23 protein-coding genes are annotated in these 25,710 nt (G+C 71.5%); 12 read left to right on the top strand and 11 right to left on the bottom strand.

Annotation, left to right across the window (positions count from 1 at the left end):
* Positions 1 to 6 precede the first annotated feature (6 nt).
* Positions 7 to 2,079, top strand: coding sequence for a SpoIIE family protein phosphatase (locus tag ACIRC0_RS20330; RefSeq protein ID WP_403617525.1), 2,073 nt, complete (start codon positions 7 to 9; stop codon positions 2,077 to 2,079).
* 47 nt (positions 2,080 to 2,126) lie between these two features.
* Positions 2,127 to 2,987, top strand: coding sequence for an Fpg/Nei family DNA glycosylase (locus ACIRC0_RS20325; protein WP_403617524.1), 861 nt, complete (start codon positions 2,127 to 2,129; stop codon positions 2,985 to 2,987).
* Positions 2,988 to 3,010: 23 nt separating this feature from the next.
* Here the strand turns inward: ACIRC0_RS20325 and ACIRC0_RS20320 are convergent, their stop codons facing one another.
* The 5 genes from ACIRC0_RS20320 to ACIRC0_RS20300 all read right to left on the bottom strand — a co-directional run bounded on the left by ACIRC0_RS20320 (position 3,011) and on the right by ACIRC0_RS20300 (position 7,146).
* Complete coding sequence (locus ACIRC0_RS20320; RefSeq protein ID WP_403617523.1) at positions 3,011 to 3,670, bottom strand: zf-HC2 domain-containing protein; 660 nt, start codon at positions 3,668 to 3,670, stop codon at positions 3,011 to 3,013.
* A 159-nt stretch (positions 3,671 to 3,829) separates the two neighbouring features.
* Positions 3,830 to 4,345 (bottom strand): hypothetical protein, encoded by a 516-nt coding sequence (locus ACIRC0_RS20315; RefSeq protein WP_200421868.1) that lies wholly within the window; start codon positions 4,343 to 4,345, stop codon positions 3,830 to 3,832.
* Positions 4,346 to 4,481: 136 nt separating this feature from the next.
* On the bottom strand, positions 4,482 to 5,030 hold the full coding sequence (locus ACIRC0_RS20310; protein ID WP_263228520.1) for a sigma-70 family RNA polymerase sigma factor: 549 nt from the start codon (positions 5,028 to 5,030) through the stop codon (positions 4,482 to 4,484).
* 134 nt (positions 5,031 to 5,164) lie between these two features.
* Entirely contained in the window at positions 5,165 to 6,589 is a 1,425-nt protein-coding gene (locus tag ACIRC0_RS20305; protein ID WP_403617522.1) for an amino acid permease, read from the bottom strand.
* Between the two features lie 95 nt (positions 6,590 to 6,684).
* Positions 6,685 to 7,146 (bottom strand): universal stress protein, encoded by a 462-nt coding sequence (locus ACIRC0_RS20300; RefSeq protein ID WP_366029809.1) that lies wholly within the window; start codon positions 7,144 to 7,146, stop codon positions 6,685 to 6,687.
* Positions 7,147 to 7,317: 171 nt separating this feature from the next.
* Between ACIRC0_RS20300 and ACIRC0_RS20295 the strand changes: the two genes are divergently transcribed.
* Positions 7,318 to 8,169 (top strand): polysaccharide deacetylase family protein, encoded by an 852-nt coding sequence (locus ACIRC0_RS20295; RefSeq protein ID WP_403617521.1) that lies wholly within the window; start codon positions 7,318 to 7,320, stop codon positions 8,167 to 8,169.
* Positions 8,170 to 8,201: 32 nt separating this feature from the next.
* Here the strand turns inward: ACIRC0_RS20295 and ACIRC0_RS20290 are convergent, their stop codons facing one another.
* From ACIRC0_RS20290 to ACIRC0_RS20275, 4 genes are all read right to left on the bottom strand, one after another.
* Positions 8,202 to 8,882 (bottom strand): class F sortase, encoded by a 681-nt coding sequence (locus tag ACIRC0_RS20290; protein ID WP_403617520.1) that lies wholly within the window; start codon positions 8,880 to 8,882, stop codon positions 8,202 to 8,204.
* A gap of 53 nt (positions 8,883 to 8,935) precedes the next feature.
* A complete protein-coding gene (locus tag ACIRC0_RS20285; protein ID WP_403617519.1) occupies positions 8,936 to 9,511 on the bottom strand; it encodes a hypothetical protein in 576 nt (191 codons plus the stop codon).
* A 312-nt stretch (positions 9,512 to 9,823) separates the two neighbouring features.
* Positions 9,824 to 10,588 carry a DUF4239 domain-containing protein gene (locus ACIRC0_RS20280; protein ID WP_366029805.1) on the bottom strand — a complete coding sequence of 255 codons (765 nt, stop codon included), beginning with the start codon at positions 10,586 to 10,588 and terminating at the stop codon, positions 9,824 to 9,826.
* A gap of 16 nt (positions 10,589 to 10,604) precedes the next feature.
* On the bottom strand, positions 10,605 to 11,192 hold the full coding sequence (locus tag ACIRC0_RS20275) for a hypothetical protein (RefSeq protein ID WP_403617518.1): 588 nt from the start codon (positions 11,190 to 11,192) through the stop codon (positions 10,605 to 10,607).
* A 298-nt stretch (positions 11,193 to 11,490) separates the two neighbouring features.
* Here ACIRC0_RS20275 and ACIRC0_RS20270 point away from each other — a divergent pair, with 298 nt between their 5' ends.
* The 4 genes from ACIRC0_RS20270 to ACIRC0_RS20255 all read left to right on the top strand — a co-directional run bounded on the left by ACIRC0_RS20270 (position 11,491) and on the right by ACIRC0_RS20255 (position 16,926).
* Complete coding sequence (locus ACIRC0_RS20270) at positions 11,491 to 12,441, top strand: SCO0930 family lipoprotein (protein ID WP_403617517.1); 951 nt, start codon at positions 11,491 to 11,493, stop codon at positions 12,439 to 12,441.
* Positions 12,442 to 12,754: 313 nt separating this feature from the next.
* On the top strand, positions 12,755 to 13,567 hold the full coding sequence (locus tag ACIRC0_RS20265; protein WP_403617516.1) for an SAM-dependent methyltransferase: 813 nt from the start codon (positions 12,755 to 12,757) through the stop codon (positions 13,565 to 13,567).
* The gene (locus ACIRC0_RS20260; RefSeq protein WP_403617515.1) at positions 13,564 to 15,711 is read left to right on the top strand and encodes a putative bifunctional diguanylate cyclase/phosphodiesterase; all 2,148 of its coding nucleotides are present in this window, start codon (positions 13,564 to 13,566) and stop codon (positions 15,709 to 15,711) included. Before ACIRC0_RS20265 ends, ACIRC0_RS20260 begins: the two co-directional genes overlap by 4 nt.
* A 123-nt stretch (positions 15,712 to 15,834) precedes the next feature.
* Positions 15,835 to 16,926, top strand: a complete 1,092-nt coding sequence (locus ACIRC0_RS20255; RefSeq protein WP_403617514.1) for a hypothetical protein — start codon at positions 15,835 to 15,837, stop codon at positions 16,924 to 16,926.
* A 57-nt stretch (positions 16,927 to 16,983) separates the two neighbouring features.
* Here the strand turns inward: ACIRC0_RS20255 and ACIRC0_RS20250 are convergent, their stop codons facing one another.
* Both ACIRC0_RS20250 and ACIRC0_RS20245 read right to left on the bottom strand, forming a co-directional pair.
* Positions 16,984 to 19,017: an NACHT domain-containing protein gene (locus tag ACIRC0_RS20250; RefSeq protein WP_403617513.1), complete on the bottom strand. Its 2,034-nt coding sequence runs from the start codon at positions 19,015 to 19,017 to the stop codon at positions 16,984 to 16,986.
* A 298-nt stretch (positions 19,018 to 19,315) separates the two neighbouring features.
* The gene (locus ACIRC0_RS20245; protein WP_403617512.1) at positions 19,316 to 20,200 is read right to left on the bottom strand and encodes a LysR family transcriptional regulator; all 885 of its coding nucleotides are present in this window, start codon (positions 20,198 to 20,200) and stop codon (positions 19,316 to 19,318) included.
* A gap of 120 nt (positions 20,201 to 20,320) precedes the next feature.
* On the opposite strand from ACIRC0_RS20245, the gene ACIRC0_RS20240 reads away from it, so the two are divergent.
* The 5 genes from ACIRC0_RS20240 (at position 20,321) to ACIRC0_RS20220 (ending at position 25,685) form a co-directional block, all read left to right on the top strand.
* A complete protein-coding gene (locus tag ACIRC0_RS20240) occupies positions 20,321 to 20,992 on the top strand; it encodes a succinate dehydrogenase (RefSeq protein ID WP_403617922.1) in 672 nt (223 codons plus the stop codon).
* A 1-nt stretch (position 20,993) separates the two neighbouring features.
* Positions 20,994 to 22,943: a fumarate reductase/succinate dehydrogenase flavoprotein subunit gene (locus ACIRC0_RS20235; protein WP_403617511.1), complete on the top strand. Its 1,950-nt coding sequence runs from the start codon at positions 20,994 to 20,996 to the stop codon at positions 22,941 to 22,943.
* Positions 22,940 to 23,689: a succinate dehydrogenase/fumarate reductase iron-sulfur subunit gene (locus ACIRC0_RS20230; protein WP_403617510.1), complete on the top strand. Its 750-nt coding sequence runs from the start codon at positions 22,940 to 22,942 to the stop codon at positions 23,687 to 23,689. The genes ACIRC0_RS20235 and ACIRC0_RS20230 overlap by 4 nt, the downstream gene beginning before the upstream one ends.
* A 239-nt stretch (positions 23,690 to 23,928) precedes the next feature.
* Positions 23,929 to 24,699: a GNAT family N-acetyltransferase gene (locus ACIRC0_RS20225; protein ID WP_403617509.1), complete on the top strand. Its 771-nt coding sequence runs from the start codon at positions 23,929 to 23,931 to the stop codon at positions 24,697 to 24,699.
* Between the two features lie 173 nt (positions 24,700 to 24,872).
* Complete coding sequence (locus ACIRC0_RS20220) at positions 24,873 to 25,685, top strand: lysophospholipid acyltransferase family protein (protein WP_403617920.1); 813 nt, start codon at positions 24,873 to 24,875, stop codon at positions 25,683 to 25,685.
* Positions 25,686 to 25,710 lie beyond the last annotated feature (25 nt).

The raw sequence follows: 25,710 nt of genomic DNA, 5'->3' as shown, positions 1-25,710 counted from the left end.
GGCCCCATGGTTGATCGGGGAGGGAGCACCCTGTCACTCCCGGAGGACTGGCCCGCCCACCCGGATCCGATCCTGGCGCTCAACCGCATGGGCAGCTTCGACTGGGACCTGGACACCGGGCTGTTCCACATGGACGCCCGGGCCCACGAGATCTTCGACGTGCGCCCCGAGGACTACGACGGCCGCCCCGAGAGCCTGCGCTCGCGCGTTCCGCCGTCCGAGGGCCGCCGTGTCGACGCCCTGGTCGCCCGGGCCTTCAAGGACGGCAGCGAGAACTACGGCACCTACTTCCGCGTCCGCCGCCGCGACGGCACCCTGCGCTGGACCCACACCCAGGGCTACATCCGGCGCGACGAGACGGGCCGCCCGCGCCGGATCATCGGCATCGTGCGCGACGCCACCCAGGAGCTGCGCGACGGCCTGGCCCCCAGGGAACAGCTGGCCCAGGACGAGGCGCTGCGCCGGCAGACGAGCGTCGTCGAGTCCACCACCGCCGCGCTCGCCCACGCCCGCACCGTCCAGGACGTCATCGACGTCCTCAAGGACAGCCACGGCCTCACCCACCTGGGTGCGCGCAGCCTCGTCATGGGCCTGGTGGAGGCGGGCCGCATCCGGATCGTCGCCGAGGGCCCCGAGGGCAGCTCGGTGCCCGGCACCCGGGTCACCCGCGTCGACGAGGCCTACCCGATGAGCGAGGCAGTAAGGACCCTGCGGCCGCGGTTCATCGAGTCGCCGGAGGAGTTCGCCGAGCGCTACCCCGTCCTGTGGCCGCACCTGACGGACCTGCGCATCACCTCTGCCGCCTACCTGCCGCTCGTCGCCCAGGCCCGCCCCATCGGCGCGATGGGCCTGCTCTACGACGACCGGCACGGCTTCACCCCCGACGAGCGCAACGTCCTGGTCGCGCTCGGCAGCAGCATCGCGCAGAGCCTGCAACGCGCCATGCTCTACGAACAGGAGAAGGACCTCGCCCAGGGCCTCCAGCAGGCGATGCTGCCGCGGTCCATCCCCAGCGTGCCCGGCGCCGACGTCGCCGTCCGCTACCGCTCGGCGTCCCTCGGCCGGGACATCGGCGGCGACTGGTACGACCTGATCCCGCTGCCCGGGGACCGGGCCGGCGCCGTCATCGGTGACGTACAGGGCCACGACACCCACGCGGCCGCCGTCATGGGCCAGCTGCGCATCGTCCTGCGCGCCTACGCCGCCGAGGGCCACCCGCCCGCCACCGTGATGGCCCGCGCCTCCGTCTTCCTCAAGGAACTCGACACCGAACGCTTCGCGACCTGCCTGTACGTCGAGGCCGACCTGGCCACCGGGGTGGTGCAGCTGGTCCGCGCCGGCCATATCGACCCGCTGCTCAGACTGTCCGACGGCACCTGCCGGCGGCTGCCCGTCGAAGGCGGCCTGCCGCTCGGGCTGTCCGCCGAGTTCCACCACCTGGAGTACCCCGTCACCACGGTGGAGCTGGACCCCGGCCAGACCCTGGTGCTGTGCACCGACGGCCTGATCGAAGAGCCGGGCGCCGACCTCGACGAGGGCGTGCGCACCCTTCAGGAGCTGGTCTGCACCGGCCCGGACGATGTGCGCGACCTCGCCGACCGGCTCATCGACGCGGCCGAGGAGCGGGGCGGCGACGACGACGTGGCCCTGCTGCTCCTGCGGCGCCGGGGGCTCACCCAGCGGTTCGGCGACCGCCTCCGGCAGCAGGTCCCGCCCGGTGACCCGGAAGCCCTCACCGCCGCCCGGCACATGATCCGCGCCGCCGTCCGCGCATGGGGCGGCGGCGAGCGCTCCGACGAGATCGAACTGGTCGCCGACGAGCTGATCACCAACGTCCTCGTGCACACCGAAGGCACCGCCGTCGTCACCCTGCGGGTCCTCACGGGCCACGCCCGCCGCTTCCGCGTCGAGGTCGAGGACGCCTCCAGCGCCCTGCCCCGCCGCCGCGACGCGGGCGAGTCGGAGGTCTCCGGCCGGGGCCTGCTGCTCGTCGACCGGCTCGCAGACGTGTGGGGCGTGGAGGCCCGCGGCGGCGGCAAGGTCGTATGGGGCGAGTTCACGGTCCGGGAACGCGGCTGACGGACGCGACGGGTGGCGACGCCGGTGGCGGGTGGCACTCTGGACACATGCCGGAACTGCCCGAGGTCGAAGCGCTGAAGGACTTCCTCGCCGACCGACTCGTCGGCCACGAGGTGGTCCGGGTGCTGCCCGTCGCGATCAGCGTCCTGAAGACGTACGACCCACCGGTCACCGCCCTCGAGGGCCGCGAGGTGACCGCCGTCGGCCGGTACGGCAAGTTCCTGGACCTGGACGCCGGTGGACTGCACCTCGTGACGCACCTGGCCCGGGCCGGCTGGCTCCAGTGGAAGGACCGCCTGCCCGACGGCGCACCCCGCCCCGGCAAGGGCCCGCTCGCGCTGCGGGTCGCGCTGGAGACCGGGGAGGGCTTCGACCTGACGGAGGCGGGCACCCAGAAGCGGCTGGCGGTGTACGTCGTCGGTGATCCGCGCCAGGTGCCGGGCATCGCCCGCCTGGGTCCCGACCCGCTGGCCGACGGCTTCGGCGAGCAGCGCCTTGCCGAGCTCCTCGCGGGGGAGCGGCGCCAGATCAAGGGCGCGCTGCGCGACCAGAGCGTGATCGCCGGCATCGGCAACGCCTACAGCGACGAGATCCTGCACGCCGCCCGGATGTCCCCGTTCAAGCTGGCCTCGTCGCTGTCGCCGGAGGATGTGCACCGCCTGTACGACGCGCTGCGCTCGACGCTGACCGAGGCGGTGGAGCGTTCGCGCGGCCTGGCCGCCGGGCGCCTGAAGGCGGAGAAGAAGACGGGCCTCCGGGTCCACGGCCGCACCGGGGAGCCCTGCCCGGTGTGCGGCGACACGATCCGCGAGGTCTCCTTCAGCGACTCCTCGCTGCAGTACTGCCCGACCTGCCAGACGGGCGGCAAGCCGCTGGCGGACCGCAGACTGTCCCGGCTGCTCAAGTAGAGGGTGGAGGGGGCAGCGGCCGGTCAGCGGGCCTTCAGCATGACCAGGCGCTGTCCGTCCTTGGTGCGCACATCGAAGTGGTCGATCTGGTCCGACCGCATCCCCGTGCCGCCCTGGAGCTTGGTCGGCTCACCGTCCTCCGCGGGATCCATCCAGCTCGCCACCGTCTGCTCCGCACCGTCCTTGCCGACCGCGACGAGCCGGCAGGGATGCGGCCCCGACCGGTCCTTGACCGTCACGTCGATCTGGCTGCCCCACACCTCGTCGTGCGCGGTGATCCGCGCCCACACGCCCGTGTCCGGGTCGGTCGCGGTCATGGCCGTCACGGTGGTGGACGTCGAGCCGTGCCCGGCGACGAGCGCCGTCGTCGGCCCTCCGACCGCGAACACCACGGCCGCCGCGACCGCGTACAGCCATCGCCTGCGCCCGCTGCGGTGCTTGGTCGCCACCTCGTCGAGCAGCCGCTCCAGCAGCCGGGGCCCGGGCGCCGCGAAGGGGTGCACGGACCTCGGGGTCGACCTCCGGTAGAGCATCAACTGACGTGCGGCGGGGCGGAACTCCGTCACGTGCGCCGCGCACGTCGGGCACTCCATGAGGTGGTCCTCGAAGCGGAAGGCTTCCGCCTCGTCCAGCACGCCCAGCGCGTAGGCGCCGACGTCGCGGTGGCGTTCCAGGGACCTCATACCAAATCCTCAGGCCGGTGGGCGGGGTGGGGGGTGGTGCTGCTGTTGCCCACCGGTACGGACCAGGCGGCCGAATCACTCAAGGCCGTTACCGAATCGCGGCCAAGAAAGGCATTCGGAGCCGCCGGGCCGGCGGATTGGTCGTCCCGGGAAACTTCTTCAGAAGAGATGGATGGCGAGATGTCCCAGGGGGAGCCCCAGCTGCCAGGCCGGCGTCCACACCTTGGGGCCGTCGTCCTCGCCGACCACCGGGCCGCCGCCGGGCACCGCGTCCAGATCGGGGGCGAGCAGCTCGGTCTCCTCCAGCCAGCGCCAGGCCGCCGTGGCCAGCTCCAGGTCCGGCGCCGGGCCGCCCGACCGGGCCGCTTCCGCGGACAGTTCCGCCATCCGCTCGCACACCCAGTCCTGCCAGGGCTGGTCGTACGCCGTCAGCGAGAGCCAGGTCTCCAGCTGCGAGACGACCCGGATGCGGGAGAGCTCGCCACCGGTGTCGGACAGGAAGATCGTCAGCGCCAGGGCGTCGCGCCCGGCGCGGAACTCGAAGGACGTCGGCGGCATCAGGTCGCCGGTCCGCAGCAGTTCGTCCGCGATGTACTCGGCGTACAGCCATGCCATGGGGACGGTCAGTTCACCGCCGTCGGTGCCGTCCGTGCTCTCGTGGCCTCTGTGCAGCATCCCTTCCTGCCTTCCTCCGGTGCGTGCGCGTCGCCCGAGACTCGGGCCCCAGTCCGCAACACGGATGAGGCAAGCCCATTGCTCAACCATGGTCCGCAGCAAGGCGCTTTGCGAAGGCTTGACTCAGGCTTCGGTTTCACCGCAGGTCCGCCGCGTATCCCGGAAGGACCCGGCGCAGGGCGCGCAGGGCGTAGTACGCACGGGACTTCACAGTACCGGGCGGAATCCCCAGGGTTCGGGCGGCCTCCGCCACACTCGCCCCGTGAAAGTACACCTGCACCAGGACTTCCCTGTGCTCGGGAGTGAGTGTCTTCACAGCCCGCCGTACGTCGAGCGTCGCGGCGGCCCGTTCGGCGTGGTCGGCGATCACGCGGGCGTTCTCCGGGACGGCGTCCCCGACCTCGGCGGGGCGGGCCTGACGCGCCCGCTTGGCGTCGATGGCGAGCCGCCGGCCGACGGTGAGCAGCCAGGGGCGCACGGAGTCGAAATCGGGCGCGCGCAGCGCTTCGGGGTGTTGCCAGGCGCGTACGAACGTCTCCTGCAGCAGGTCCTCGGCGCGCTGACGGTCACCGTCCGAGAGCCGGAGCAGCAGCGCGAAGAGGGGACGGCCGTGCTCGCGCTGCAGCTCGGCCAGCTCGTGCTCGGCGGTCGTCCCGGTGGTGGGGGTGGTGCTTCCGGCCGTCATGGGCGTATGGCAACGCGGCTTCGCCCGCCGGGACAGGGCCGCGACGGCGCGGTGCGGTGGGCGGTCGCTGTTCGTCGGTGAACGGTGCGGTGAGCGGTCGACCGGAGAGGCGTGCGGGGCCTCCCGGGGCCGGCTCAGGGGGTGTGCGGGGCCTTGGCCAGCTCCGAGCGCCGGTAGGAGTAACCGAAGTAGACGATCTGGCCGATCAGGAACCACACGGCGAACCGCACCCATGTCTCCCACCGCAGGAACGTGATCAGCCAGAGCGAGAAGACCACGCCCATCGCGGGGAGGAACGGCATCCACGGCGTGCGGAAGGTGCGCGGCAGCTCCGGCTGCCGGTAGCGCAGCACGATCACCGCCGTGCACACCACGACGAACGCCAACAGGATGCCGATGTTGGTCAGTTCGGCCACCTGGGCGATCGGCAGGAACCCGGCGATGAGGGCCGAGGCGATCCCGACGATCCATGTCACACGGGTCGGGACGTGACGCGTGGGATGCGTCTTGGCGAACCACGAGGGCAGCAGTCCGTCGCGCGACATGGAGAACCACACCCGGGTGACGCCCAGCATGAACGTGAACATGACGGTGAGGATGCCGATGACGGCCCCGACCGCGATCACGTCCGCGAGCCCGCTGAGGCCGACCGCCTTGAACGCGCTGGAGAAGCCGCTCTCCTTGTCGATGTGCGAGTACTTCTGCATGCCCGTCAGCACCAGGCAGGCCGCTACGTACAGCACCATGGAGATCGCCAGCGAGTAGACGATCGCCTTCGGCATGTGGCGCTGCGCGTCCTTGGACTCCTCCGCGGCGGTCGACATGGCGTCGTAGCCGAAGACCGCGAAGAACACGGTCGCCGCACCGGTGAACGCGCCGCCGATCCCGTAGGGGAAGAACGGGTGGTAGTTGCCGCTGTCGATGTGGAAGACGCCGACACCGATCACCAGCAGCACGACGAGGATCTTCAGCGCCACGACGAACGTCTCGAAACGGGCCGCGTTGCGGATGCCGAGGTTCAGCAGGTAGGCGATCAGCAGACACAGCACCAGCGCGAACAGGTCCACCCGGTGTCCGGCCCCCGTCCCCGGCGCCCCCAGCATCCACGCCGGCAGGTGCGCGCCCATCTCGCCGACGAGGAAGCCGAAGTAGCCGGAGATGCCGATGGCGACCACCGCCACGATCGCCGTGTACTCCAGCAGCAGGTCCCAGCCGATGAACCAGCCGGCGTACTCGCCGAGCACCGCGTAGCCGTACGTGTAGGCCGATCCGGCCTTCGGGATGAGCCCGGCGAATTCGGCGTACGACAGGGCGGCGGTCGCGCTCGCCAGGCCCGCGATCAGGAACGACACCAGGACCGCGGGTCCGGCGGTGCCGTTCGCCACCGTGCCGGCGAGGGTGAAGATGCCGGCGCCGATGATCCCGCCGACGCCGATCGCGGTCAGCTGCCACAGGCCGAGCGAGCGCTCGAGCCGGGTGCCCTCGCCGACCTCCGTCTCGTCGATGTGCTCGATGGGTTTGCGGCGGAGAATTCCCTCGCCCTTACGGAGTCCGGCCATGAGCCTCACCTCTTCGCGGACCTCTTCGCGGACGGCAATGCGCTGGCCGGATCATGATGGCGCAGCCCCGCCGGGGAGGGAAGACGGCGACGTCCCTACGGTACGACTGTTACGGGCCATCGGCCCGCCTTCACCAGGCGGATCGCCACCGAGCCGATGATGCGGTGGCCGGCCTGCTCGGAGGCGCCGACCACGACGGCGTCCGCCTTCAGCTCCTCGGCGGCCTTCACCAGGCCGTTGTACGGGTCGCCACGGAAGGTGTGGAACTCCCAGCGCACGTCGAATATGCCCTTCAGCCGCTCGGCCGCCTCACGGATCTGGGCGACCAGTTCCTCGGCGATCTGGTCGGTCGTCTCCGCCACCGGAACCCCGAGGGCCGCCCCGGCCGCCATCACCGGTTGTACGTACACGACCGCGAGCAGCGCGTGCTGCCGCCGGGCGAGACCGCCGGCGTAGGCCGCGGCCCGCAACGACGAGTCGGAGCCGTCCACCCCGACGAGGATGACCTTGGGCCCGTCCGTGCCCCGCTCGAACTGGTGCGAGTGCTGTTCCGTCACATGGGCGAGGCTATCGGAATCCGCAGGTCCGGGCCGTTGCGGCCGGGGATCACGGGCCGGACGTCCGCTCAGGTCCCTACATCCGGGTACGTGGGTCCCATGGGGTGATTTCCGCCGCCGTGGTCGGTGTTGCGCGGCCACGCGCGCTGTGATCCGCGCGACTGATGAATCATGAAAAAGGATCAGCTGCTCTCGCGGCGCCGCCTGCTGCTCGCCGGAGCCGCCGTCCTGGGCGCGGCCGGGGCGGCGGGAGCGGCCGGGCTGCTCCTCGAGGACGATCCGGTACGGCCGGCGCGCGGCGCCCTCGCCGCTCCGGGCCCGGGGGCCCGCGCCCCGCACAGGCCGTCCACCTTCCGGCTGCGGCCCATGACCGGGTCCGGCCCGGCGCGTCGCACACCGGTGCGGACCGCAGTGCGCCGCGAGCCGATCCTGCGCATGCCGGACCGCGGCAGGAGCATGGTGCTGACCTTCGACGACGGCCCGGACCCCCGCTACACCCCGGGCATCCTGCGGACCCTGCGCGAGTACGACGTGCGCGCGATGTTCTTCGTCTGCGGGGGGATGGCCGCGGACCACAAGGACCTGCTGCGCGAGATGGCCGACGACGGTCACATCGTCGGCAACCACACCTGGACCCACCCGCTGCTCACCCGGCTGACCCGTCCCGGTATCCGCTCCGAGATGGAACGCACCTGCGAGATCGTCCAGGACGCGTACGGAGAGGCGCCGCTGTGGTTCCGCGCGCCGTACGGGGCCTGGAACCGGGCCACCTTCGAACTCGGCGCCGAACTGGGCATGGAGCCGCTGGCCTGGACGGTCGACAGCGGCGACTGGACGACCCCGCCGCCGGACGCGAAGGCCATCGTGGGGCAGGTGGAGGGCGGCGCCGCACCGGGCGTCATCGTCCTCTCGCACGACGCCGGCGGCGACCGCACACAGACCGTGGCGGCGCTGCGCGACTATCTGCCTTTCCTGCTGGACGCCGGCTACCACCTCACCGTGCCCAGGAGGCGGTCGACCTGAGCACGCTGCCGGGCACGCGCGCCGGTCCCCGCTCAGCGCACGGCGACCATCCGGGCGAACACCACCACGTTCCCCGCGTAGTTCCCGTCGACGAACTCTCCCCCGCAGGTGATCACCCGCAGCTCCGGCGCCCCCTTGTTCCCGTAGACGCGGTCACCGGGGAAGTGGGCCTTGTCGAAGACCTCGTTGCCGTAGACCTCGAACACGGCGGTCCTGCCGTCCTGGCGCCGGACCTCGATGTGATGGCCCTTGCCCAGAGCTCCGAGCCCGTAGAAGACGGCCGGTCCCTCATGGTTGTCGACATGGCCCACGATCACGGCCGTGCCCTTCTCGCCGGGTGAGACCGCGCCGGTGAACCAGCCCGCCAGGTTCGGATCCTCGGGCGGCGGGGCGGCCACCCACCCGGATGTGTCCAGGCCCACCGGTATGACGGGGGCGTCGATCTGGAGCGCCGGGACGCGGACGCGCTCGACCGCGGAGTACGGCAACGGATCGGGCGCCTCCGAGACGCTGGAGCCCGAGCCGGGGCCCGAACCCGAGCGGGAGTCGGGGGCCGCCGCCTTCGCGGGCTGGGGCGGGCCCACAGGGGACTCGCCGGAACCGTTCCGCACCAGGGCGAGACCGGTCAGCAGCACCAGCGCGATCACTCCCCACGGGGCGCGCTTGCGCTGGTGCCCGCTCTCTCCTCCTTCGGCCGGCCCGGAAGCAGACATTCGCCATCCCCTCCCGGCGCCGCCCTCTCGCCGCGCCGTTCACGCTGTGACGGTCAGGAGGTGCTGCCGCGGCCACGGCGGCGCGTAAGGTGCCAGGCCGTGCCGACCGAGACCAGGACGAGGGCGGCGCCGAGGCCGGTCTTCTTCAGGTCGAAGCCGCCGATGCTGCCGCCCTCACCGGCGTGCACGCCGTGCTGTGGCCGCTCCGCCTCGCCGCGTCCGTTCCCACGGCCTGAGCCCTCGTCCCGCGACTCCTCGTCGCGGTCGTCGCGCCCGGCGGTCATGACGAGCTGCCGGTGACCGGCCTGGTGGCCGCACTGGAACAGCACGTCGAACGTGGTGCCCGGCAGTGCGTCCCTGCCGACCGTGACCGTGGTCGAGTTGCGGCCGCGGGGGATGGTGACGTCGTCGTCGAAAGCGCCCGAGAAGACCTTGGCGTCTTGGTTGCAGCCCCGCACCGGCAGGTTGACCCGCCCGCCGGGGGCGACCGCGGCCGGTTCCAGGTTGTAGGAGAAACCCGAGTGGCCGGCGCCGGCCTCCCCGCCTCGGGCGACGGCCGTCGTACACGCCGTGAGGGCCAGGGCACTGACGCCCAGCATTGCGGCCGAAGCGAGGCGAATCGCGCGCATGGTGAGCCTCCAGGTCTCCGAGGAGCCGTGCCGCGGACCTGTTCCGCTTGCGTCGGAAATGCACCTCGTTGCCCGAAACGCTAAGAAAGGGGGTGGCTGGGCGCGATCCCAGTAGAGCGAACGGGGTACGGGAATGTGCCGCTCAGGGGAAGCGGGGCGGTGAAGGGGGCGGGCGCGGAGGGCGCCCGCCGCTTGTGGGCTCGATGGGTCAGCTCCCGCGAGGGCTCGGTTGGCCCGCCCCTCGAGGGTCAGTGGGTCCGCCCGAGCCCTGAGGGGTCGAAGGCCGCCCGCCCCTCGAGGGGCCGAGCCCCGTCAGCCGTGCAGCTGCGGGAACAGCGCCAGGAACGGCTCCGAGGAGGCCGAGACACCCCGGCTGTAGGGCGCGTCGAAGTCCCAGATCAGGAAAAGCAGGAAGGCGATCAGCGCCGAGAAGAGCCCCGCCAGCAGGAGTTCGCGGGCCGTTCGCCGGATCTGCAGCGCGAACACCATCCCGATGGTGACCACCGCTCCCGCGATCAGCCCGAACCACACCACCGGCGGCATGGTCGAGCCGGTGGCGTCGGCGCGCGCGTTGCGCGCCGCGTCGGCCGCCGTCACCTGGTCCACGAGCGGCTGGTACGCCTGCGCCTCGTAGTCCGTCTTCGGGTGGTAGTCGGTGACGTCCTGACGGATCCGCTGGAACAGCTCCTGGCCGCGGGCGGTCACCTCGCCGTGATCGGCCATGGCCTTCCACTCGGTGGTGACGACATGGCCGACATACGCGTTGACGTCGGCGCGGACGCGGTCGCGGACATCGGCCGGGTAGACGCGGACGCGCTGCGAGATCTCGTGCAGCGCCTGCGCCTCGGCCTGCACATGGTCCTGGGCGGCGCTGCGGGCCTCCCACACCCCGGCGATGGCCAGGCCCAGCACGATGGCGTACACGACGCCGATCCACATCGTCATGTACTCGATCACGTCCGGGGTCTCGGACGGGTCCTCGTCCACGGCGGCCGTGCGGGCCCGGACCAGGGTCACCACGATCACGACGGCGCACGCGGCCGCCATCGCGAGGGTGAGAACAAGCCATTCCGACAACAGGTGCCTCCGGAGATCAGCGCGGACGCAGCGCGGCGATGGCGAACACCGCGGGCGCGACGATGAGCAGGGTGAACGTGAGCGGCGACGGCCCGCTGTGGGGCGGCCGTGGGTGGGACACGGGGTGGTGGGCCGGATAGCGCACCGGGGTCGGTGCGGGGTGCGGGCTCGGCCGGGGCGGGGGCGTCGGGGACGGCGTCGGCGCGGGGGAGGGGATGTGGACGGGGACCGGGGCGGGTCTCGGGGCCGGCGGCAGGGCGCGCGGCGGCGGGGGCGGCGGCACGGGCTTCGGTGTGGGGTGCGGCAGCGGGGGCGGCGGGGGCTCGGGCGGCGGCTTGGGGGTGGGCGTCGGAGTCGGGGTCGGGGTCGGCGTGGGGCTGGGCGGCGGCGTGGGGCTCGGGCTCGGTGCGGAGCACGGCGGCGTGGGCCAGAGGTCGCCGCCCGCGACCGCCACCGCCTCCGTGCCGCCCGGACCGGTCGAGGCGTACGCGCACGCGTCGGCCGACGCCGCCCCGGCGGGAACGCCCACGAGGAACCACGCCAGCGTCACCAGGGCCAACATCCGGGTGACGAGGGCCCTTCGGGGCCGTTGGGGTCGTTGCACGACCGAGATCATCGGCTTGGCCGCGCCCCCGCACGCCCGGGCCCCCGCGAATTGCCTCGAAGGAGGGAGATCCGCCTTCGTGGCGTTTTGGGCAACCACGCCCGGTCCACGTCGAGTTGGGTACATCCGTGCGAGGGATGCCGGAGGAGGGCCGGGGCGGTGGCCGGAAACGCGTCACAGGTTCCGGAAAGAAATTCCCGGCCCGATTGAACACACCGGGCACTCCCGCCCGTACCCATGGCCACACAGCGGCGCACAGAGAACGCTGCAACATCGAAGCTGACAGCGGGAGTTGAGAATGAAGACAACCTGGCGGAGCGCCTCCCTCGTGGCGACCGCTGCCGCCGTGCTGGCACTCACGACGGCGTGCGGTTCGCAGAGCGGCACCCAGTCGACGGGCAGCCAGAACGTGGGGGCCACCGCTTTCCCGGGCGGTCTGGGCTCCAGCCCCTCCCTCCCCGGAAACGGCTACGGCGCCGACTCCACCGCCGCGCCGAGCGCCTCCGCCTCCGCGGGCGGGCAGTCCGCGGGTCAGCTGGCCGTCGCCGACAACGCGAAGCTCGGCAAGATCGTCACGGACGGCGCCGGCTTCACCCTCTACCGCTTCGACCAGGACACGGCCGAGCCGCCGAAGTCCTCCTGCGACGGCGACTGCGCGAAGACGTGGCCGCCGGTCCCCGCCGAAGGGGCCACCGTCGCCTCCGGTATCGATACGTCCCTGCTGGGCGAGGTCACCCGCTCCGACGGCACCAAGCAGCTCACCATCGCCGGCTGGCCGATGTACCGGTACGCCAAGGACACCAAGGCCGGTGACATCAACGGCCAGGGGGTCAAGGGCGCCTGGTTCGCGACCGCGCCCACCGGCAAGAAGGCCGGCGCCGCCCTGCCCGGCCTGTCGGTGCGCAACGACCCCAAGCTCGGCCCGATCGTCGTCGACAAGAACGGCATGACGGTCTACCGCTTCCTGAAGGACAAGGCCTGGCCCGAGCCGGTGTCGAACTGCACCGGCGCCTGCCTGGAGAAGTGGCCCGCCGTCGCCCCCGTCTCGGCCGACGACACCAAGGGCGTCCAGAAGAAGGGCCTCATGGGCTTCACCCGCCCCGACGGCGCCAAGCAGATGACCGTCAACTGCTGGCCGATCTACACCTTCTCCGGCGACAAGGCCCCCGGAGACACCAACGGTCAGGGTGTGGGCGGCACCTGGTACGCCGTCTCGCCCGACGGAAAGCCGGTCGGCGCGCCGAAGTAGAGATCACACCTCCCCAGGGTCGATCGACCGCCTCACCCAGTCAGCGACGGAACGCGGAAGGGAGTGGACACACAAGCCGGACGAACGGGACACAGGCGCGCACGACCGGTCCGCCCCCTCCGCAACCGCACGGAGGGGGTGGGCCCTTTGGCGCGCGCGGCGGCGCACGTCCCCGGCCCTCCACGGAAACACCACGTGGTGACCGGGAACGGACGGTCAATTTCCGTTTTTACTCGCTCCGTTGGCGGACGATCAGTAGCCTCTGCTCGAACACCGGATCGCCTACACCGTCGTCAACGCCTTGGAGAGCTGCATGGAGCGCCCCGCCTGGGCCCCTCGGAGCATCGACATCTCCGTGCCCAGTGTCGCCCGTATGTACGACTTCTACCTGGGCGGCTCCCACAACTTCGAGGTCGACCGCGAAGCGGCGCGCAGGGCCATGGAGCACATGCCGGGGCTTCCCAAGATCATGCAGGCGAACCGGGCGTTCATGCGCCGCGCCGTGCGCTTCGCCGTCGGGGAGGGCGTCACCCAGTTCCTCGACATCGGCTCCGGCATCCCCACCTTCGGCAACGTCCACGAGGTGGCGCAGCAGGCGCACCCGGGGGCGCGCGTGGTGTACGTCGACCACGACCCTGTGGCGGTCGCGCACAGCCGGGCCGTCCTCCGGGGCAACGAGCACGCGGACGTCGTCGCGGCCGACCTCCGCAAGCCCCAGGAGATCCTGGCGAGCCCTCAGGTGGAGCGACTGATCGACCGGAACCGGCCAGTCGCGCTCCTTCTCGTTGCCATACTGCACTTCGTGGAGGACACGGACGACCCGTACGGTGCGGTGGCCGAGCTGCGCGACTCGCTCGCGCCCGGCAGCCTGCTCGTTCTCACGCACGCCTCGTACGAGGGGATCCCGCTGCCGAAGGAGCGGGCCGACGGCGCGGTCGACGTGTACAACACCATCCGCAATCCGCTGATCATGCGCTCGCGCGACGAGATCGCGCGGTTCTTCGAGGGGTACGACATGGTGGAACCCGGGCTGGTGCCGATGCCGAAGTGGCGGCCCGACACGGCACCCGAGGACGAGGACCCCTTTTCGTTCGCGGGGTTCGCCGGCGTGGGGCGCTCGGCGTGACCGCGGGACCGGGTGGACCGGAGGACAGACTGCGCAGGTTCGCGACGATCTGGAGCCGGGCCGTCTATCCGGTGACCTCGACGTCGCTGACCCGGCCGGAGTTCGAGGAGCGACTGCTGCCGCTGGCCCGGCAGTTGAGCGAGGCGTTGCGGGCCAGGGCGTTCGACGCCGCCACGGCCAAGGGGATCGGCGCGGCGCTCATCGACGCGCACTGCACCGACCCGGAGGCCCTCAGCCGCACCCTCGACTGCGTCGACGCCTACCTCGTGCTCTACTGCGGCGACACGGACGCCTCCGCGCAGGCGCAGGAGGCCCAGCGCACCCGCTGCTCACGGTTGCAGCACGCGATGGCCGCCGGGTTCGCGGTGGCGCTCAAGGAGCGCACGCTGGCCGAACAGGAGGCCATCGCGCAGGCCGCCCTCACGGCCCAGGGCGAGGTGGCCGAGGCCCTGCACGCCACGGAGGCCCGCTTCCGCGCGGTCTTCGAGGGCGCCGCCATAGGCATCGGCATCGCCGACCTCGACGGCAACGTGCTCCAGGTCAACGGCGCCCTGCTGCGCATGTTCGGCGGCTCCGAGCAACTGGTGCGCGGCCGCAACGTCGCCGAGTGGACCCACCCCGACGACGCACCGCAGGTCTGGCGCCTGTACGACGAGCTGGTGCGCGGCGAGCGGGACCACTACCACGTGGAGAAGGCCTTCTACCGGCCTGACGGAACGGTCCTGTGGACCAACCTCACGGTGTCCCTGCTGCGGGACGCGGACGGCAATCCGCAGTACCAGCTCGCGCTCATGGAGGACACCACCGAGCGGCGGCTGCTGAACCTGCGGCTGCGGTACGAAGCCACGCACGACGCGCTCACCGGCCTGCCCAACCGGACCCTGTTCTTCGAGCGGCTGGAGAAGGCCCTGGCGGCGGGGGAGGGCCGGCGGTTCGGCCTGTGCTACCTCGACCTGGACGGCTTCAAGACCATCAACGACAGCCTCGGGCACGCGGCCGGGGACCGGCTGCTCGTCGAGGTCGCCGACCGGCTGCAGGCGTGCGCGACCGGCCCCGGCGAGATGGTCGCGCGCCTCGGCGGCGACGAGTTCGTGGCGCTGACCACCGGGCCCGACACCGAGCGCGGGGTCGACGAGCTCGCCGGGCGCATCATGAACGCGCTGGTCACCCCGATCAGCGTCGACGGGCGTGAGCTGACCGTGCGCGGCAGCATCGGCATCGTCGAGGGTCCGGTCGGGGAGCGCGGCCCGGCGGAGGTGCTGCGCAGCGCGGACATCACCATGTACCGGGCGAAGTCGGCGGGCGGCAACCGCTACGAGCTCGCCGACCCCGAGGCCGACGCCCGCACCATCACCCGGCACGGGCTGACCACGGCGCTGCCCACGGCCCTGAACCGGGGCGAGTTCTTCATCGAGTACCAGCCGCTGGTGCACCTCGGCGACGGCAAGGTGCACGGCGCCGAGGCGCTGGTGCGCTGGCTGCACCCGCAGCACGGAGTGCTCGGCCCCGACCGTTTCATCCCGCTCGCCGAGCGCACCGGGCTGATCGTGCCGCTGGGCCGCTGGGTGCTCCAGGAGGCGGTACGGCAGGCCCGCGCCTGGCAGGAGAAGCAGGACCAGCCCGGCCCGCTGCGCATCAACGTCAACCTCTCGCCCTGCCAGCTCACCCATCCGGGGCTGGTCTCCGACACCGTCGAGATCCTGGAGCGGGCCGGCCTCGAGCCGGACGCGCTCTGCCTGGAGGTCACGGAGTCGGCGCTCATCGGCGCGGACGACGATCTGCTCAAGCCGCTGCGCCGGCTGGCCGAGATGGGGGTGGACATCGCCCTCGACGACTTCGGCACCGGCTACTCGAACCTCGCCAACCTGCGCCGGCTGCCGGTGCGGGTCCTCAAGCTGGACCGTTCCTTCACCCAGAGCATGCAGCAGTACCCGGCGGACCCGGTCGACCTGAAGATCGTGGAGGGGATCGTCTCCCTGGCCCACAGCCTCGACCTCGCGGTCACGGTGGAGGGCGTGGAGACCGGCGCCCAGGCCGAACAGCTGCGGATGATGGGCTGCGACACGGCCCAGGGCTGGTACTACGCCCGCCCCGGCCCCCCGGAGCGCCTGCACGAACTGGCCCTGGTGGACGCGACGGGCTGAGTTCCGCTGCCGTACGGACTGCGCCCTTCGGTCCGCTCGTGCCCTCCCGTGTCTCACGCATGCGCAGACAACCAACACGGCCGTAACGCCGTCTTCGCCTGTGACCGACGGCTGGGGGATGCGATGAACTGGTCCAGGCTGGTGGGGGTTGCCGCGGCCGGTCTTGTGCTGTGCGGGTGCGCCCATTCGGCGAGCACCTCCAAAGCAGTGCAGAGCCCGGGAGTATCCGCGCACGGCGAGCACAGGACGGCGGGCGCGCCTTCCGGCACGCCCGACAAGCCGACGTTGACCATCAACGGCAATCTCGACGCCCGCCCCGGGCAACTGGTCGACATACGACTCCACGACGTCGGACGCGTCCAGGGGCACGATGCGGTGACCGCGCAGTCGCCGGCGTTCAGCGGGCCCGTACCGCTGCGATGGCAGGATGGCTCCTACGGGGGTACGCCGGCCCTGGCGATGACGGACAAGCCCGGTTGGTACCCTCTCTCGGTCGCCGTCGCGGGCCGCACCGTCGCCCGCGAAAGGATCCACGTGGTGGCTTCCCGACGCCCGTCCTTCACGGTGACGTCTGGGTCTGACGTGGCCCGGCCCGGGGAGCCGGTGTGGCTGACCTTCGACGACCTGTACCCCGGTGAGCGGGGCACCGACTTCACCGTACGGTCCGCGGCTCTGTCACGGCCGGTGCCTCTCGTCCACAGCGGGCAGTCCGACTTCTACAATCCCCGGGAGTTCACCGCCAGGCCGGAGCTCAAACCCGCCCTGGCGGACGGCAGGTACACCGTCGAGCTGTACGGTCCGCACGGCCACCGCATTGCCGAGAGGCATCTGACGGTCCGCGCGTCGCGTCCCGGCGACCGCGACTACTTCGGCAAGGCGTACGGCCCCGACCTCTACGACCCGCGCATCGGCTACGCCGACAGCCCTCACGGGCGGGACTTCAAGGTCGCCGCCGCAGGACAGGTCGCGGTAATGTGGCACGACGCGGATCCGGACCCGGGCGAGGAATCGAGGCTGACCGCGACCTCCCCGGCGTTCACCCACGTCCTCCACCTCAGGCCCGACGACAGCAAGTCCGCCGACGGCGACGACCCGCGCTGCATCGGCACCGCCACCCTTCGCGGCGACCTCAAGCCTGGCCGCTACCCCGTGACGGTCGTCGCCCACCACGGCCGCGTGAAGAAGACCGGCTACCTGACGGTGACGCCGCGGTAGGTTGCCGGGTCCTTCACGAGCCGTGCGCAGGGCGGCAATCGGAGCGCTGGTGATGCCTCAGTAGATGCGGGGCGGTGGTGCCGGGCGGGTGGCGAGGTGGTCCTGGAGCTCTCGTTGGCGGAACTGATACGCGATGCCTGCCGTGCGCAGCAGGCCCAGTCGGTGGCACTGCGCGAGGAAGGCGGCCGGCCTCCATGGCAGGACTCCGCGCGTGGAGAGGACGAGAGCGACATAGCGCAGCGTAGCTGCTCCCGGGCCGCCCCCAAGGGCGAAGCCGATGGCGATCAAGAGGCCTTCGGATGCCCCGACCCACAGCCCGACAGCCAGGCCGTGTCCGTGCATTCCCCACCCCAGACCGCTGAACAGTCCCTGCCCGAGGCCGTAACCGAACCCTGCCAGAGCGAAACCCACCGCGTCATCCCGTAACGGCATACCGGGCAGTGTGGGCGCTCGGTTGGTCGCGCCCCCGAAAGCAGTGGCGCAAAAGACAAGGAAGAAGGCGGCGTTGAGGACTCCCAGCGTGATGGCCCAAGGGCCGCCCACTGTGTGCCGGGCAGGGTATCCCCCCGCGATTCCCACGGCGAGGGCCAGAACGTAAGCAGGCCAGAGCGCTCTGTGGCGCAGCCGCCGGAAGTCGACTCTTCGAGGCTGCGGCCAGTACAACCACCCGGCTCTGACGACTGCGGCAGTACTGAGCACGGCGACAACGGCACCGGCGGTGCGGGTGTGGTGTGTCAGGGCACCCATCCAGATGGTCGTGAACCAACCTGGCTGCAACAGTACGAAGACCATGACGGCGTTGACCGCCATCACCTGCACGGGCCTGCCCAGGGGCCAGAGTTCGTGCAGGACGATGTCGGTGCCGGACAGCCGCCGTCCTGCCACCTGAACCGGCTCTCGAGACGCGGAGGCGTTGAGGTAACGGGCAAGAGCGGCCAGGTAGCGCCACGTCTTTGCCGGATCCAGCCGCCTGCCGCGCCGGCGGAAGGCTGAATGACCGGAGGAGCCGTCGTCGGACTCGTAGTCATCGTGCTGAGAGGCGTTCACCGCGGCTTTGACGTATCGGTCCAGCAGGTGGCGGTAGAGGTCTCCGCGGCGGGCCAGGCTCACCAGATCGGCCGGGTCGCGCAGGAAGCCTTCTTGTTCAGCCGGCTCCTCGTAGACCACTGCGGCCAGGGTCAGTCTCCAGGGACTGCCGAGTTTGCTCGCCAGTGCCGACCGTGCCTGCGGCTGCCCCGGAGGTGGGGTGATGTCGTCGAGGACAGGTTGCCAGCGGGTCAGGCTCGCAGGCGAGGCCCCCACCCGCAGGCGCAGGTAGTCGAGTATCTGGTCCGGGGTCACCGGTGCGATCTGCACGCGCACGGACATCTGCAGCGGTTTTCCCGCACGCAGCAGTGCGTCGTAGGTGTCGTGGCGGCACGTCACCACCACGTGAGCCTTCTGCCCGGCCCTTTCGTACCGTTCGAGAGCACCAAGGAGCTGGGCGGCCCGGGTTGTGGCGGCACCCATGTCCATCTCGTCCAGTCCGTCGATGACCGGAAGGACCAAGTTGCCGTCGACCAGACGACGGGCCTCGTGGGAGGTGAGGCGGTAGGTGCTGACCAGATGGGCCCGCAACCAGTCGCGCAGAGGTGTTCCCGGCCACGCTCCGGCAGCAAGCCGGACCGGGACCGGATCCTTCTCGCCCCTGTCTCGCGCCAGATCAAGCATCAGCTTGATGGCCAGCACGGTCTTGCCTGCGCCGGCGTCCGATGTCCCGTTGCCTCTCCCGCGTCTTCCGCCGCGGGTGGCCGCTCCCGTGATGACCAGCCGGCGAGGGCGCAGGGACGAGTAGTAGTCCGCGACAGCCTTCAGTGTCCCCTCGTCCGCCGCACCTTCCACGCCATGGGCGTCAACCAGGCTGAAGGCCAGGTTGATGGGACCGTTCAGCGCCTGTCTGTCACCGCCCAGCAACTGCTTGAACTGCGCTGTCTCGGCCTCCAGCACCGCATGGGCCAGCTTGGCTGCCAACTCGCTGTCGGGATGGGCGGGCCGCCACAGGCCCCACAACCCGAACACCGCGCCCAGCACGCCGGGCAACACGGACAGCACCCCAGCGGTGTCCCCGAAGGACAGGTGCCCGCGCCGCAGGGCGTGGGCAGTCCAGACCAGAGCGGCCAGGGACGCCAGAGCGCTGATGACCCCGACGGCGTGACGTCCACCTCGTCCCCTCGTACGCATGCGCCGCATCATCGCCTGCGGACCATCCCCGTGGCGGCTGTGTTACCAAATCACTGCATACGGTGACGCGCACGCCTCACGAGGGCGATGCACGGCAGAGACCGAAGCCGTCCGGCAACGGCAACGCCGGTTCGGACTCGCGCGACAGAAACCGTATGGGGCGACAACCTCACCGCTCCAGCAGCATCCGCTGCAGCTCCCGGGCCGCACGCGGCGGAGCCACATCGCTGCGGTGGGCCAGGGCGATCGTCCGGTACAGTCCGGGCCGGGCCAACGGGGTCACCCGCAGCCCGCGCCCGGAACGGGTCGCGACCATCCGCGGGACCACGGCCACGCCCAGGCCCGCCCGCACGAAGCCCAGCACCGCGTCCATCTCACCGCCCTCGACCGCGAAGACCGGCTCGAAGCCCTCGGCGCGGCACGCCGCCACGGTGAGCTCCCTCAGGTCGTAGCCGTGCCGGAACATCACCAGGCGCTCGCCCTCCAGATCCGCGATCCGGACCGTGCGGCGACCGCCGCCGGGCCGTGGCGCGTCCGGGGAGGAAACCACCACCAGGTCCTCGCGCAGCAGCTCCACCGTGGTCAGGGCGGGGGAGGGGGTGGGCAGCGGCAGCACGACCAGCGCCAGGTCGAGGGCGCCGCGCGCGAGCTCCCGTACGAGGTCGTGGGAGCCGCCCTCCTCGATCAGCAGCCGGATGCCGGGGTAGCGGTCGTGGAAGGCGCGCAGCACATCCGGCAGCAGGCCGGTGCACAGGCTCGGGGTGGCGCCCAGGCGGATCCGGCCGCTGCGCAGCTGCACCAGCTCCTGCACCTCGTGCCGGGCCGTGTCCGCGTCGGCCAGGATCCGGCGGGCCAGCGGCAGCAGCGCCTCCCCGGCGTCGGTGAGCGTGATGTTGCCGCGCGCCCGCAGGAACAGATCCGCCCCCAGCTCCCGCTCCAGCGCCCTGATCTGCTGCGACAGCGAGGGCTGGGCGACATGGACCAACTCCGCGGCCCGGGTGAAGTGCCGGGTCTCGGCGACGGCCACGAAGTACTGGAGCTGCTGGAACTGCACTCCTCCATCATAGGATGCGCCTATCGAAACAAGCCGGACCATGTCTTGGACCGATGAGGACGTTCGGCCCTAGCGTGCTGTGACATGGCACTGGCAACGCGGACGGACCGACGACCGTCCATGGCACGCACCGTGTGGGACTCCACCGTCGGCAAGAAGACCGTGATGGCGGTCAGCGGCCTGATCATGCTGCTGTACCTGGTCGCCCACATGATCGGGAACCTGAAGATCTACTTCGGGGCGGGCGAGTTCAACCACTACGCCCACTGGCTGCGCACCATCGGCGAGCCGTTCATGCACTACGAGTGGACGCTCTGGCTCATCCGGATCGTCCTGATCGTGGCCGTCGTCGCCCACGCCGTCTCCGCCTACCAGCTCAGCCGCCGCGACATCAAGGCCCGCCCCAGCAAGTACGTGCACGCAAGGCCGCGGGCGAGCTACGCCACCCGCACCATGCGCTGGGGCGGGATCATCCTCGGCCTGTTCATCGTCTGGCACGTCCTGGACCTGACCACCGGCACCGTGCACCCGGGCACCTTCCAGCCCGGGCACCCGTACCAGAACGTCGTCGACGACTTCTCCCACTGGTACAGCAACGTCATCTACATCGTCGCGATGCTGGCGCTCGGCCTGCACATCCGGCACGGCTTCTGGAGCGCCGCCCAGACCCTCGGCGTCGGCAGCCGCACCCGCGACCGCGCCCTGAAGACCGTCGCCAACGTTCTCGCGCTGCTGCTCACGGCCGGATTCATCGCCGTACCCGTGGGCGTCATGACCGGAGTGGTGAGCTGACATGACCGACTACGTGAACTACACATCCGGCGACCCGGTCGTCGACGGCAAGGCCCCCTCCGGCCCCATCCAGGAGCGCTGGGACAAGCGCCGCTTCGAGGCCAAGCTGGTCAACCCCGCCAACCGCCGCAAGCACACCGTCATCGTCGTCGGCACCGGCCTCGCCGGCGGCTCCGCGGGCGCCACCCTCGCCGAACAGGGCTACCACGTCGTCCAGTTCTGCTACCAGGACTCCCCGCGCCGCGCCCACTCGATCGCCGCGCAGGGCGGCATCAACGCGGCCAAGAACTACCGCAACGACGGCGACTCGATCCACCGGCTCTTCTACGACACCGTCAAGGGCGGCGACTTCCGCGCCCGCGAGTCGAACGTCCACCGCCTGGCCCAGATCTCGGTGGAGATCATCGACCAGTGCGTGGCGCAGGGCGTCCCCTTCGCCCGCGAGTACGGCGGCCTCCTCGACACCCGCTCCTTCGGCGGCGTCCAGGTCTCCCGCACCTTCTACGCCCGCGGCCAGACGGGCCAGCAGCTCCTCCTCGGCGCCTACCAGGCGCTGTCGCGGCAGATCGCCGCCGGGAACGTGGAGATGCACCCGCGCACCGAGATGCTCGACCTGATCGTCATCGACGGCCGGGCCCGCGGCATCGTCGCCCGCGACCTGATCACCGGAAAGATCGACACGTACTTCGCGGACGCCGTCGTCCTCGCCTCGGGCGGCTACGGCAACGTCTTCTACCTGTCGACCAACGCCATGAACTCCAACGCGACCGCCATCTGGCGGGCGCACCGGCGCGGCGCCTACTTCGCCAACCCCTGCTTCACCCAGATCCACCCCACCTGCATCCCGCGCACCGGCGACCACCAGTCCAAGCTCACCCTGATGAGCGAGTCGCTGCGCAACGACGGCCGGATCTGGGTGCCCAAGGCCAAGGGCGACAACCGCCCGCCGAACGTGATCCCCGAGGACGAGCGCGACTACTACCTGGAGCGCATCTACCCGTCCTTCGGCAACCTCGTGCCGCGCGACATCGCCTCCCGCGCCGCCAAGAACGTCTGCGACGAGGGCCGCGGCGTCGGCCCCGGCGGCCAGGGCGTCTACCTCGACTTCGCGGACGCCATCAAGCGGATGGGCCGCGAGAAGGTCGAGGAGAAGTACGGCAACCTCTTCGAGATGTACGAGCGGATCACCGCGGAGAACCCCTACGAGGTGCCGATGCGGATCTACCCCGCCGTGCACTACACGATGGGCGGCCTGTGGGTCGACTACGACCTGCAGACGACGGTCCCCGGCCTGTTCGCGATCGGCGAGGCCAACTTCTCCGACCACGGCGCCAACCGCCTCGGCGCCTCCGCGCTGATGCAGGGCCTGGCCGACGGCTACTTCGTCCTCCCGGCGACCATCAACGACTACCTGGCCCGCAACCCGCACCAGGAGCCGGTCACCGCCGAACACCCCGCCGTGCAGGAGGTGCTGGCCGAGACCGAGGACCGGCTGAACCTGCTGCTCTCCGTCGACGGCGACCGTACCCCGGACTCCTTCCACCGCGAGCTCGGCGAGCTGATGTGGGAGTTCTGCGGCATGGCCCGCAGCGACTCCGGTCTGCGCAAGGCCCTGGAACGGATCCCGCAGATCCGTGAGGAGTTCTGGCGGCGGATCAAGGTGCCCGGCACGGGCGAGGAGCTCAACCAGTCGCTGGAGAAGGCCAACCGCATCGTCGACTACCTGGAGCTCGCCGAGCTGATGTGCCTCGACGCGCTGCACCGCACCGAGTCCTGCGGCGGCCACTTCCGCGAGGAGTCCCAGACCCCGGACGGCGAGGCCGCCCGCAGGGACGACGAGTTCTCCTACGCGGCCGCCTGGGAGTTCACGGGTACGGGCGAGGCCCCGACCCTCCACAAGGAAGACCTGGTCTTCGAGTACGTCCACCCCACCCAGCGGAGCTACGCATGAAGCTCACCCTGCGCGTCTGGCGGCAGAAGAACGCCGACGCCGACGGCGCCATGTCCACCTACGAGGTGGACGGCATCTCGCCCGACATGTCCTTCCTGGAGATGCTGGACGTCCTCAACGAACAGCTCATCCTCTCCGGCGAGGACCCCGTCGCCTTCGACCACGACTGCCGCGAGGGCATCTGCGGCGCGTGCAGCCTGGTCATCAACGGCGACGCGCACGGCCCCGAGCGCACCACCACCTGCCAGCTGCACATGCGGTCCTTCAAGGACGGCGACACCATCGACATCGAGCCCTGGCGGGCCGCCGCCTTCCCGGTGGTGAAGGACCTGGTCGTGGACCGCTCGGCCTTCGACCGGATCATCCAGGCCGGCGGCTACATCACCGCCCCGACCGGCTCCGCGCCCGAGGCCCACGCCACCCCCGTGCCCAAGGCGGACGCCGACTACGCCTTCGAGCACGCCGAGTGCATCGGCTGCGGCGCCTGCGTGGCCGCCTGCCCCAACGGCGCGGCGATGCTGTTCACCTCGGCCAAGATCAACCACCTCAGCGTCCTGCCGCAGGGCGCGCCCGAGCGCGAGACCCGCGTCCTCGACATGGTGGCCCAGATGGACGAGGAGGGCTTCGGCGGCTGCACGCTCACCGGCGAGTGCGCCACCGCATGCCCCAAGGGCATCCCGCTGGTCTCCATCACGAACATGAACAAGGAGTGGCTGCGGGCCACCCGCAAGGCGGCCAAGCGGTAGAGCCGCCCACGTGGAGACGTTCGCCGGCAGGGTGCGGACGGGCGGGTCCGGGTGTGGTGCTCAAGACCCGGTCCCGCCAGGCACCGTCCGGGCACCCCTGGCATTCAACAACCTCACACCCGCTCTCCCTTCGTGGGTCACGCGCAGGCCAACCGGCATCGGAAGAACAGGAGCGCGCAGACCGAACCGCTCAGGTCTGCGGCCGCACCGCCGAACCGGCCCGTGACCAGGAGAGAGCCATGACCGGCGTTTCCACCCTCGCCAGCCCCCCACCGCCGCTGGCGCCCACCCGCTACACCGTCTCCCTCGCCCGTGACGAGGCCGACGTCCGGGCCGCGCAGCGGCTGCGCCACGACGTCTTCGCCGGGGAGATGGGCGCCCTCCTGTCCACCCCGCAGCCCGGCCTGGACATCGACCCCTTCGACGCGTACTGCGACCACCTGCTCGTGACGGACACCGTGACCGGCCAGGTCGTGGGCACCTACCGGCTGCTGCCGCCCGAGCGGGCCGCGATCGCCGGGCGCCTGTACTCGGAGAGCGAGTTCGACCTCGGCCCGCTCGCGCCGATCCGCTCCGGGCTCGTCGAGGTGGGCCGCTCCTGCGTCCACCCCGACCACCGCGACGGCACGGTCATCGGGCTGATCTGGGCCGGCATAGCCCGCTACATGGTGGACGGCGGCCACGAGTGGCTGGCCGGCTGCTGCTCCCTGCCGCTCGCCGACGGCGGTGCCCTCGCCGCGGCCACCTGGGAACGCGTGCGCGCCAAGTACCTGGCGCCCGAGGAGTACCGGGTACGGCCGCTGCTGCCCTGGCGCCCCGAGACGCCGGCCCCGGAAGGGCACGCCGAGCTGCCCCCGCTGCTGCGCGGTTACCTCCGCCTGGGTGCCTGGGTCTGCGGGGAGCCCGCGCACGACCCCGACTTCGGCGTCGCCGACCTGTACGTGCTGCTGTCGATGCGCCGGATCAACGCGCGCTATCTGCGGCACTTCCTCTCGCTCGTCCCGGCGTGATGAACACCCCCCGGACCGGAGTGACGAACGTGTCCCGTCTCGGCTCTGCCCTGCGACCGCGCCGCGGCACCCCGGTGCTCGCGAGCACGACGGCGCTGCCGGCCCCGGTGGGGGTGCCCAGGCCGCGGCGCGTCGAGGTGCACCTGCCGGCGCCCGCCCCGGCGAGCCCCTGGATGCCCAGCGCCCCCTGCTCGCCGCAGTCCTGCGTGGACGCCGTGGCGTCGGCGGCCGCCGTACCGCGCGCCGTCCTGCGGTTCGCGGCCGTCCTGACGTTGATGGTCGCCGGGCTCGCGCTCTTCCCGGTCGTCCGCCGGATGCCCGTCGCACCGCGCGAACGGGCCGTCCGGACCTGGTGCCGGACGGTCGTGCGCGCCACGGGCGTCCGGGTGCGGATCACCGGGGCCGCCCCGCCGGACGGCGGCCTGCTGATGGTCGCCAACCACATCTCCTGGCTGGACATCCCGCTGCTCGCCGCCGTGCGGCCCGGCCGGATGCTCGCCAAGTCCGACATCCGGCAGTGGCCGGTGGCGGGCGCGCTGACCGCGCTCAGCGGTGCCCTCTTCATCGACCGCAACCGGCTGCGGGCGCTGCCCGACACGGTCGCCCGCATCGCGGACGGCCTGCGCGGCGGTTCGGCGGTCGTGGTGTTCCCCGAGGGGAGCACCTGGTGCGGCAGGGCGCAGGGCCGCTTCCGGCGCGCCGCCTTCCAGGCGGCACTGGACGCGGGCGCGCCCGTCCAGCCGGTACGGCTCCACTACCGCCACGACGGGGGCCCGGCGAGCACCGCGCCCGCGTTCGTGGGCAGCGACTCCCTGCTGACCTCCGTGTGGCGGGTGCTCACGGCACGCGGTCTCGTCGCCGAGGTCCGGGTCATGCCGGTGCTGGCGCCGGGCGGCGCGCGGGACCGCCGCGCCCTCACCCTGGCCGCCCAGCGAGCCGTCGGACTCCCGGAGCGTGCGCAACCGGACCCGCACGCGCACCTCTGAGGCACCCTCGCCGCTCCGGTGCGCC

This window comes from Streptomyces sp. NPDC093984 (assembly GCF_044764595.1).
Taxonomy (GTDB): domain Bacteria; phylum Actinomycetota; class Actinomycetes; order Streptomycetales; family Streptomycetaceae; genus Streptomyces; species Streptomyces cynarae.
Note: the sequence above shows the minus strand (reverse complement) of the source record. Positions and strands in the feature narration are given on the sequence as shown.

Bases quoted from the DNA above. Each gene is read 5' to 3' on its own strand.
- ACIRC0_RS20330 (WP_403617525.1), top strand. From the start codon at position 7: ATGGTTGATCGGGGAGGGAGCACCCTGTCACTCCCGGAGGACTGGCCC.
- ACIRC0_RS20325 (WP_403617524.1), top strand. From the start codon at position 2,127: ATGCCGGAACTGCCCGAGGTCGAAGCGCTGAAGGACTTCCTCGCCGAC.
- ACIRC0_RS20320 (WP_403617523.1), bottom strand. From the start codon at position 3,670: ATGAGGTCCCTGGAACGCCACCGCGACGTCGGCGCCTACGCGCTGGGC.
- ACIRC0_RS20315 (WP_200421868.1), bottom strand. From the start codon at position 4,345: ATGCTGCACAGAGGCCACGAGAGCACGGACGGCACCGACGGCGGTGAA.
- ACIRC0_RS20310 (WP_263228520.1), bottom strand. From the start codon at position 5,030: ATGACGGCCGGAAGCACCACCCCCACCACCGGGACGACCGCCGAGCAC.
- ACIRC0_RS20305 (WP_403617522.1), bottom strand. From the start codon at position 6,589: ATGGCCGGACTCCGTAAGGGCGAGGGAATTCTCCGCCGCAAACCCATC.
- ACIRC0_RS20295 (WP_403617521.1), top strand. From the start codon at position 7,318: ATGAAAAAGGATCAGCTGCTCTCGCGGCGCCGCCTGCTGCTCGCCGGA.
- ACIRC0_RS20290 (WP_403617520.1), bottom strand. From the start codon at position 8,882: ATGTCTGCTTCCGGGCCGGCCGAAGGAGGAGAGAGCGGGCACCAGCGC.
- ACIRC0_RS20285 (WP_403617519.1), bottom strand. From the start codon at position 9,511: ATGCGCGCGATTCGCCTCGCTTCGGCCGCAATGCTGGGCGTCAGTGCC.
- ACIRC0_RS20270 (WP_403617517.1), top strand. From the start codon at position 11,491: ATGAAGACAACCTGGCGGAGCGCCTCCCTCGTGGCGACCGCTGCCGCC.
- ACIRC0_RS20265 (WP_403617516.1), top strand. From the start codon at position 12,755: ATGGAGCGCCCCGCCTGGGCCCCTCGGAGCATCGACATCTCCGTGCCC.
- ACIRC0_RS20255 (WP_403617514.1), top strand. From the start codon at position 15,835: ATGAACTGGTCCAGGCTGGTGGGGGTTGCCGCGGCCGGTCTTGTGCTG.
- ACIRC0_RS20240 (WP_403617922.1), top strand. From the start codon at position 20,321: ATGGCACGCACCGTGTGGGACTCCACCGTCGGCAAGAAGACCGTGATG.
- ACIRC0_RS20235 (WP_403617511.1), top strand. From the start codon at position 20,994: ATGACCGACTACGTGAACTACACATCCGGCGACCCGGTCGTCGACGGC.
- ACIRC0_RS20230 (WP_403617510.1), top strand. From the start codon at position 22,940: ATGAAGCTCACCCTGCGCGTCTGGCGGCAGAAGAACGCCGACGCCGAC.
- ACIRC0_RS20225 (WP_403617509.1), top strand. From the start codon at position 23,929: ATGACCGGCGTTTCCACCCTCGCCAGCCCCCCACCGCCGCTGGCGCCC.
- ACIRC0_RS20220 (WP_403617920.1), top strand. From the start codon at position 24,873: ATGCCCAGCGCCCCCTGCTCGCCGCAGTCCTGCGTGGACGCCGTGGCG.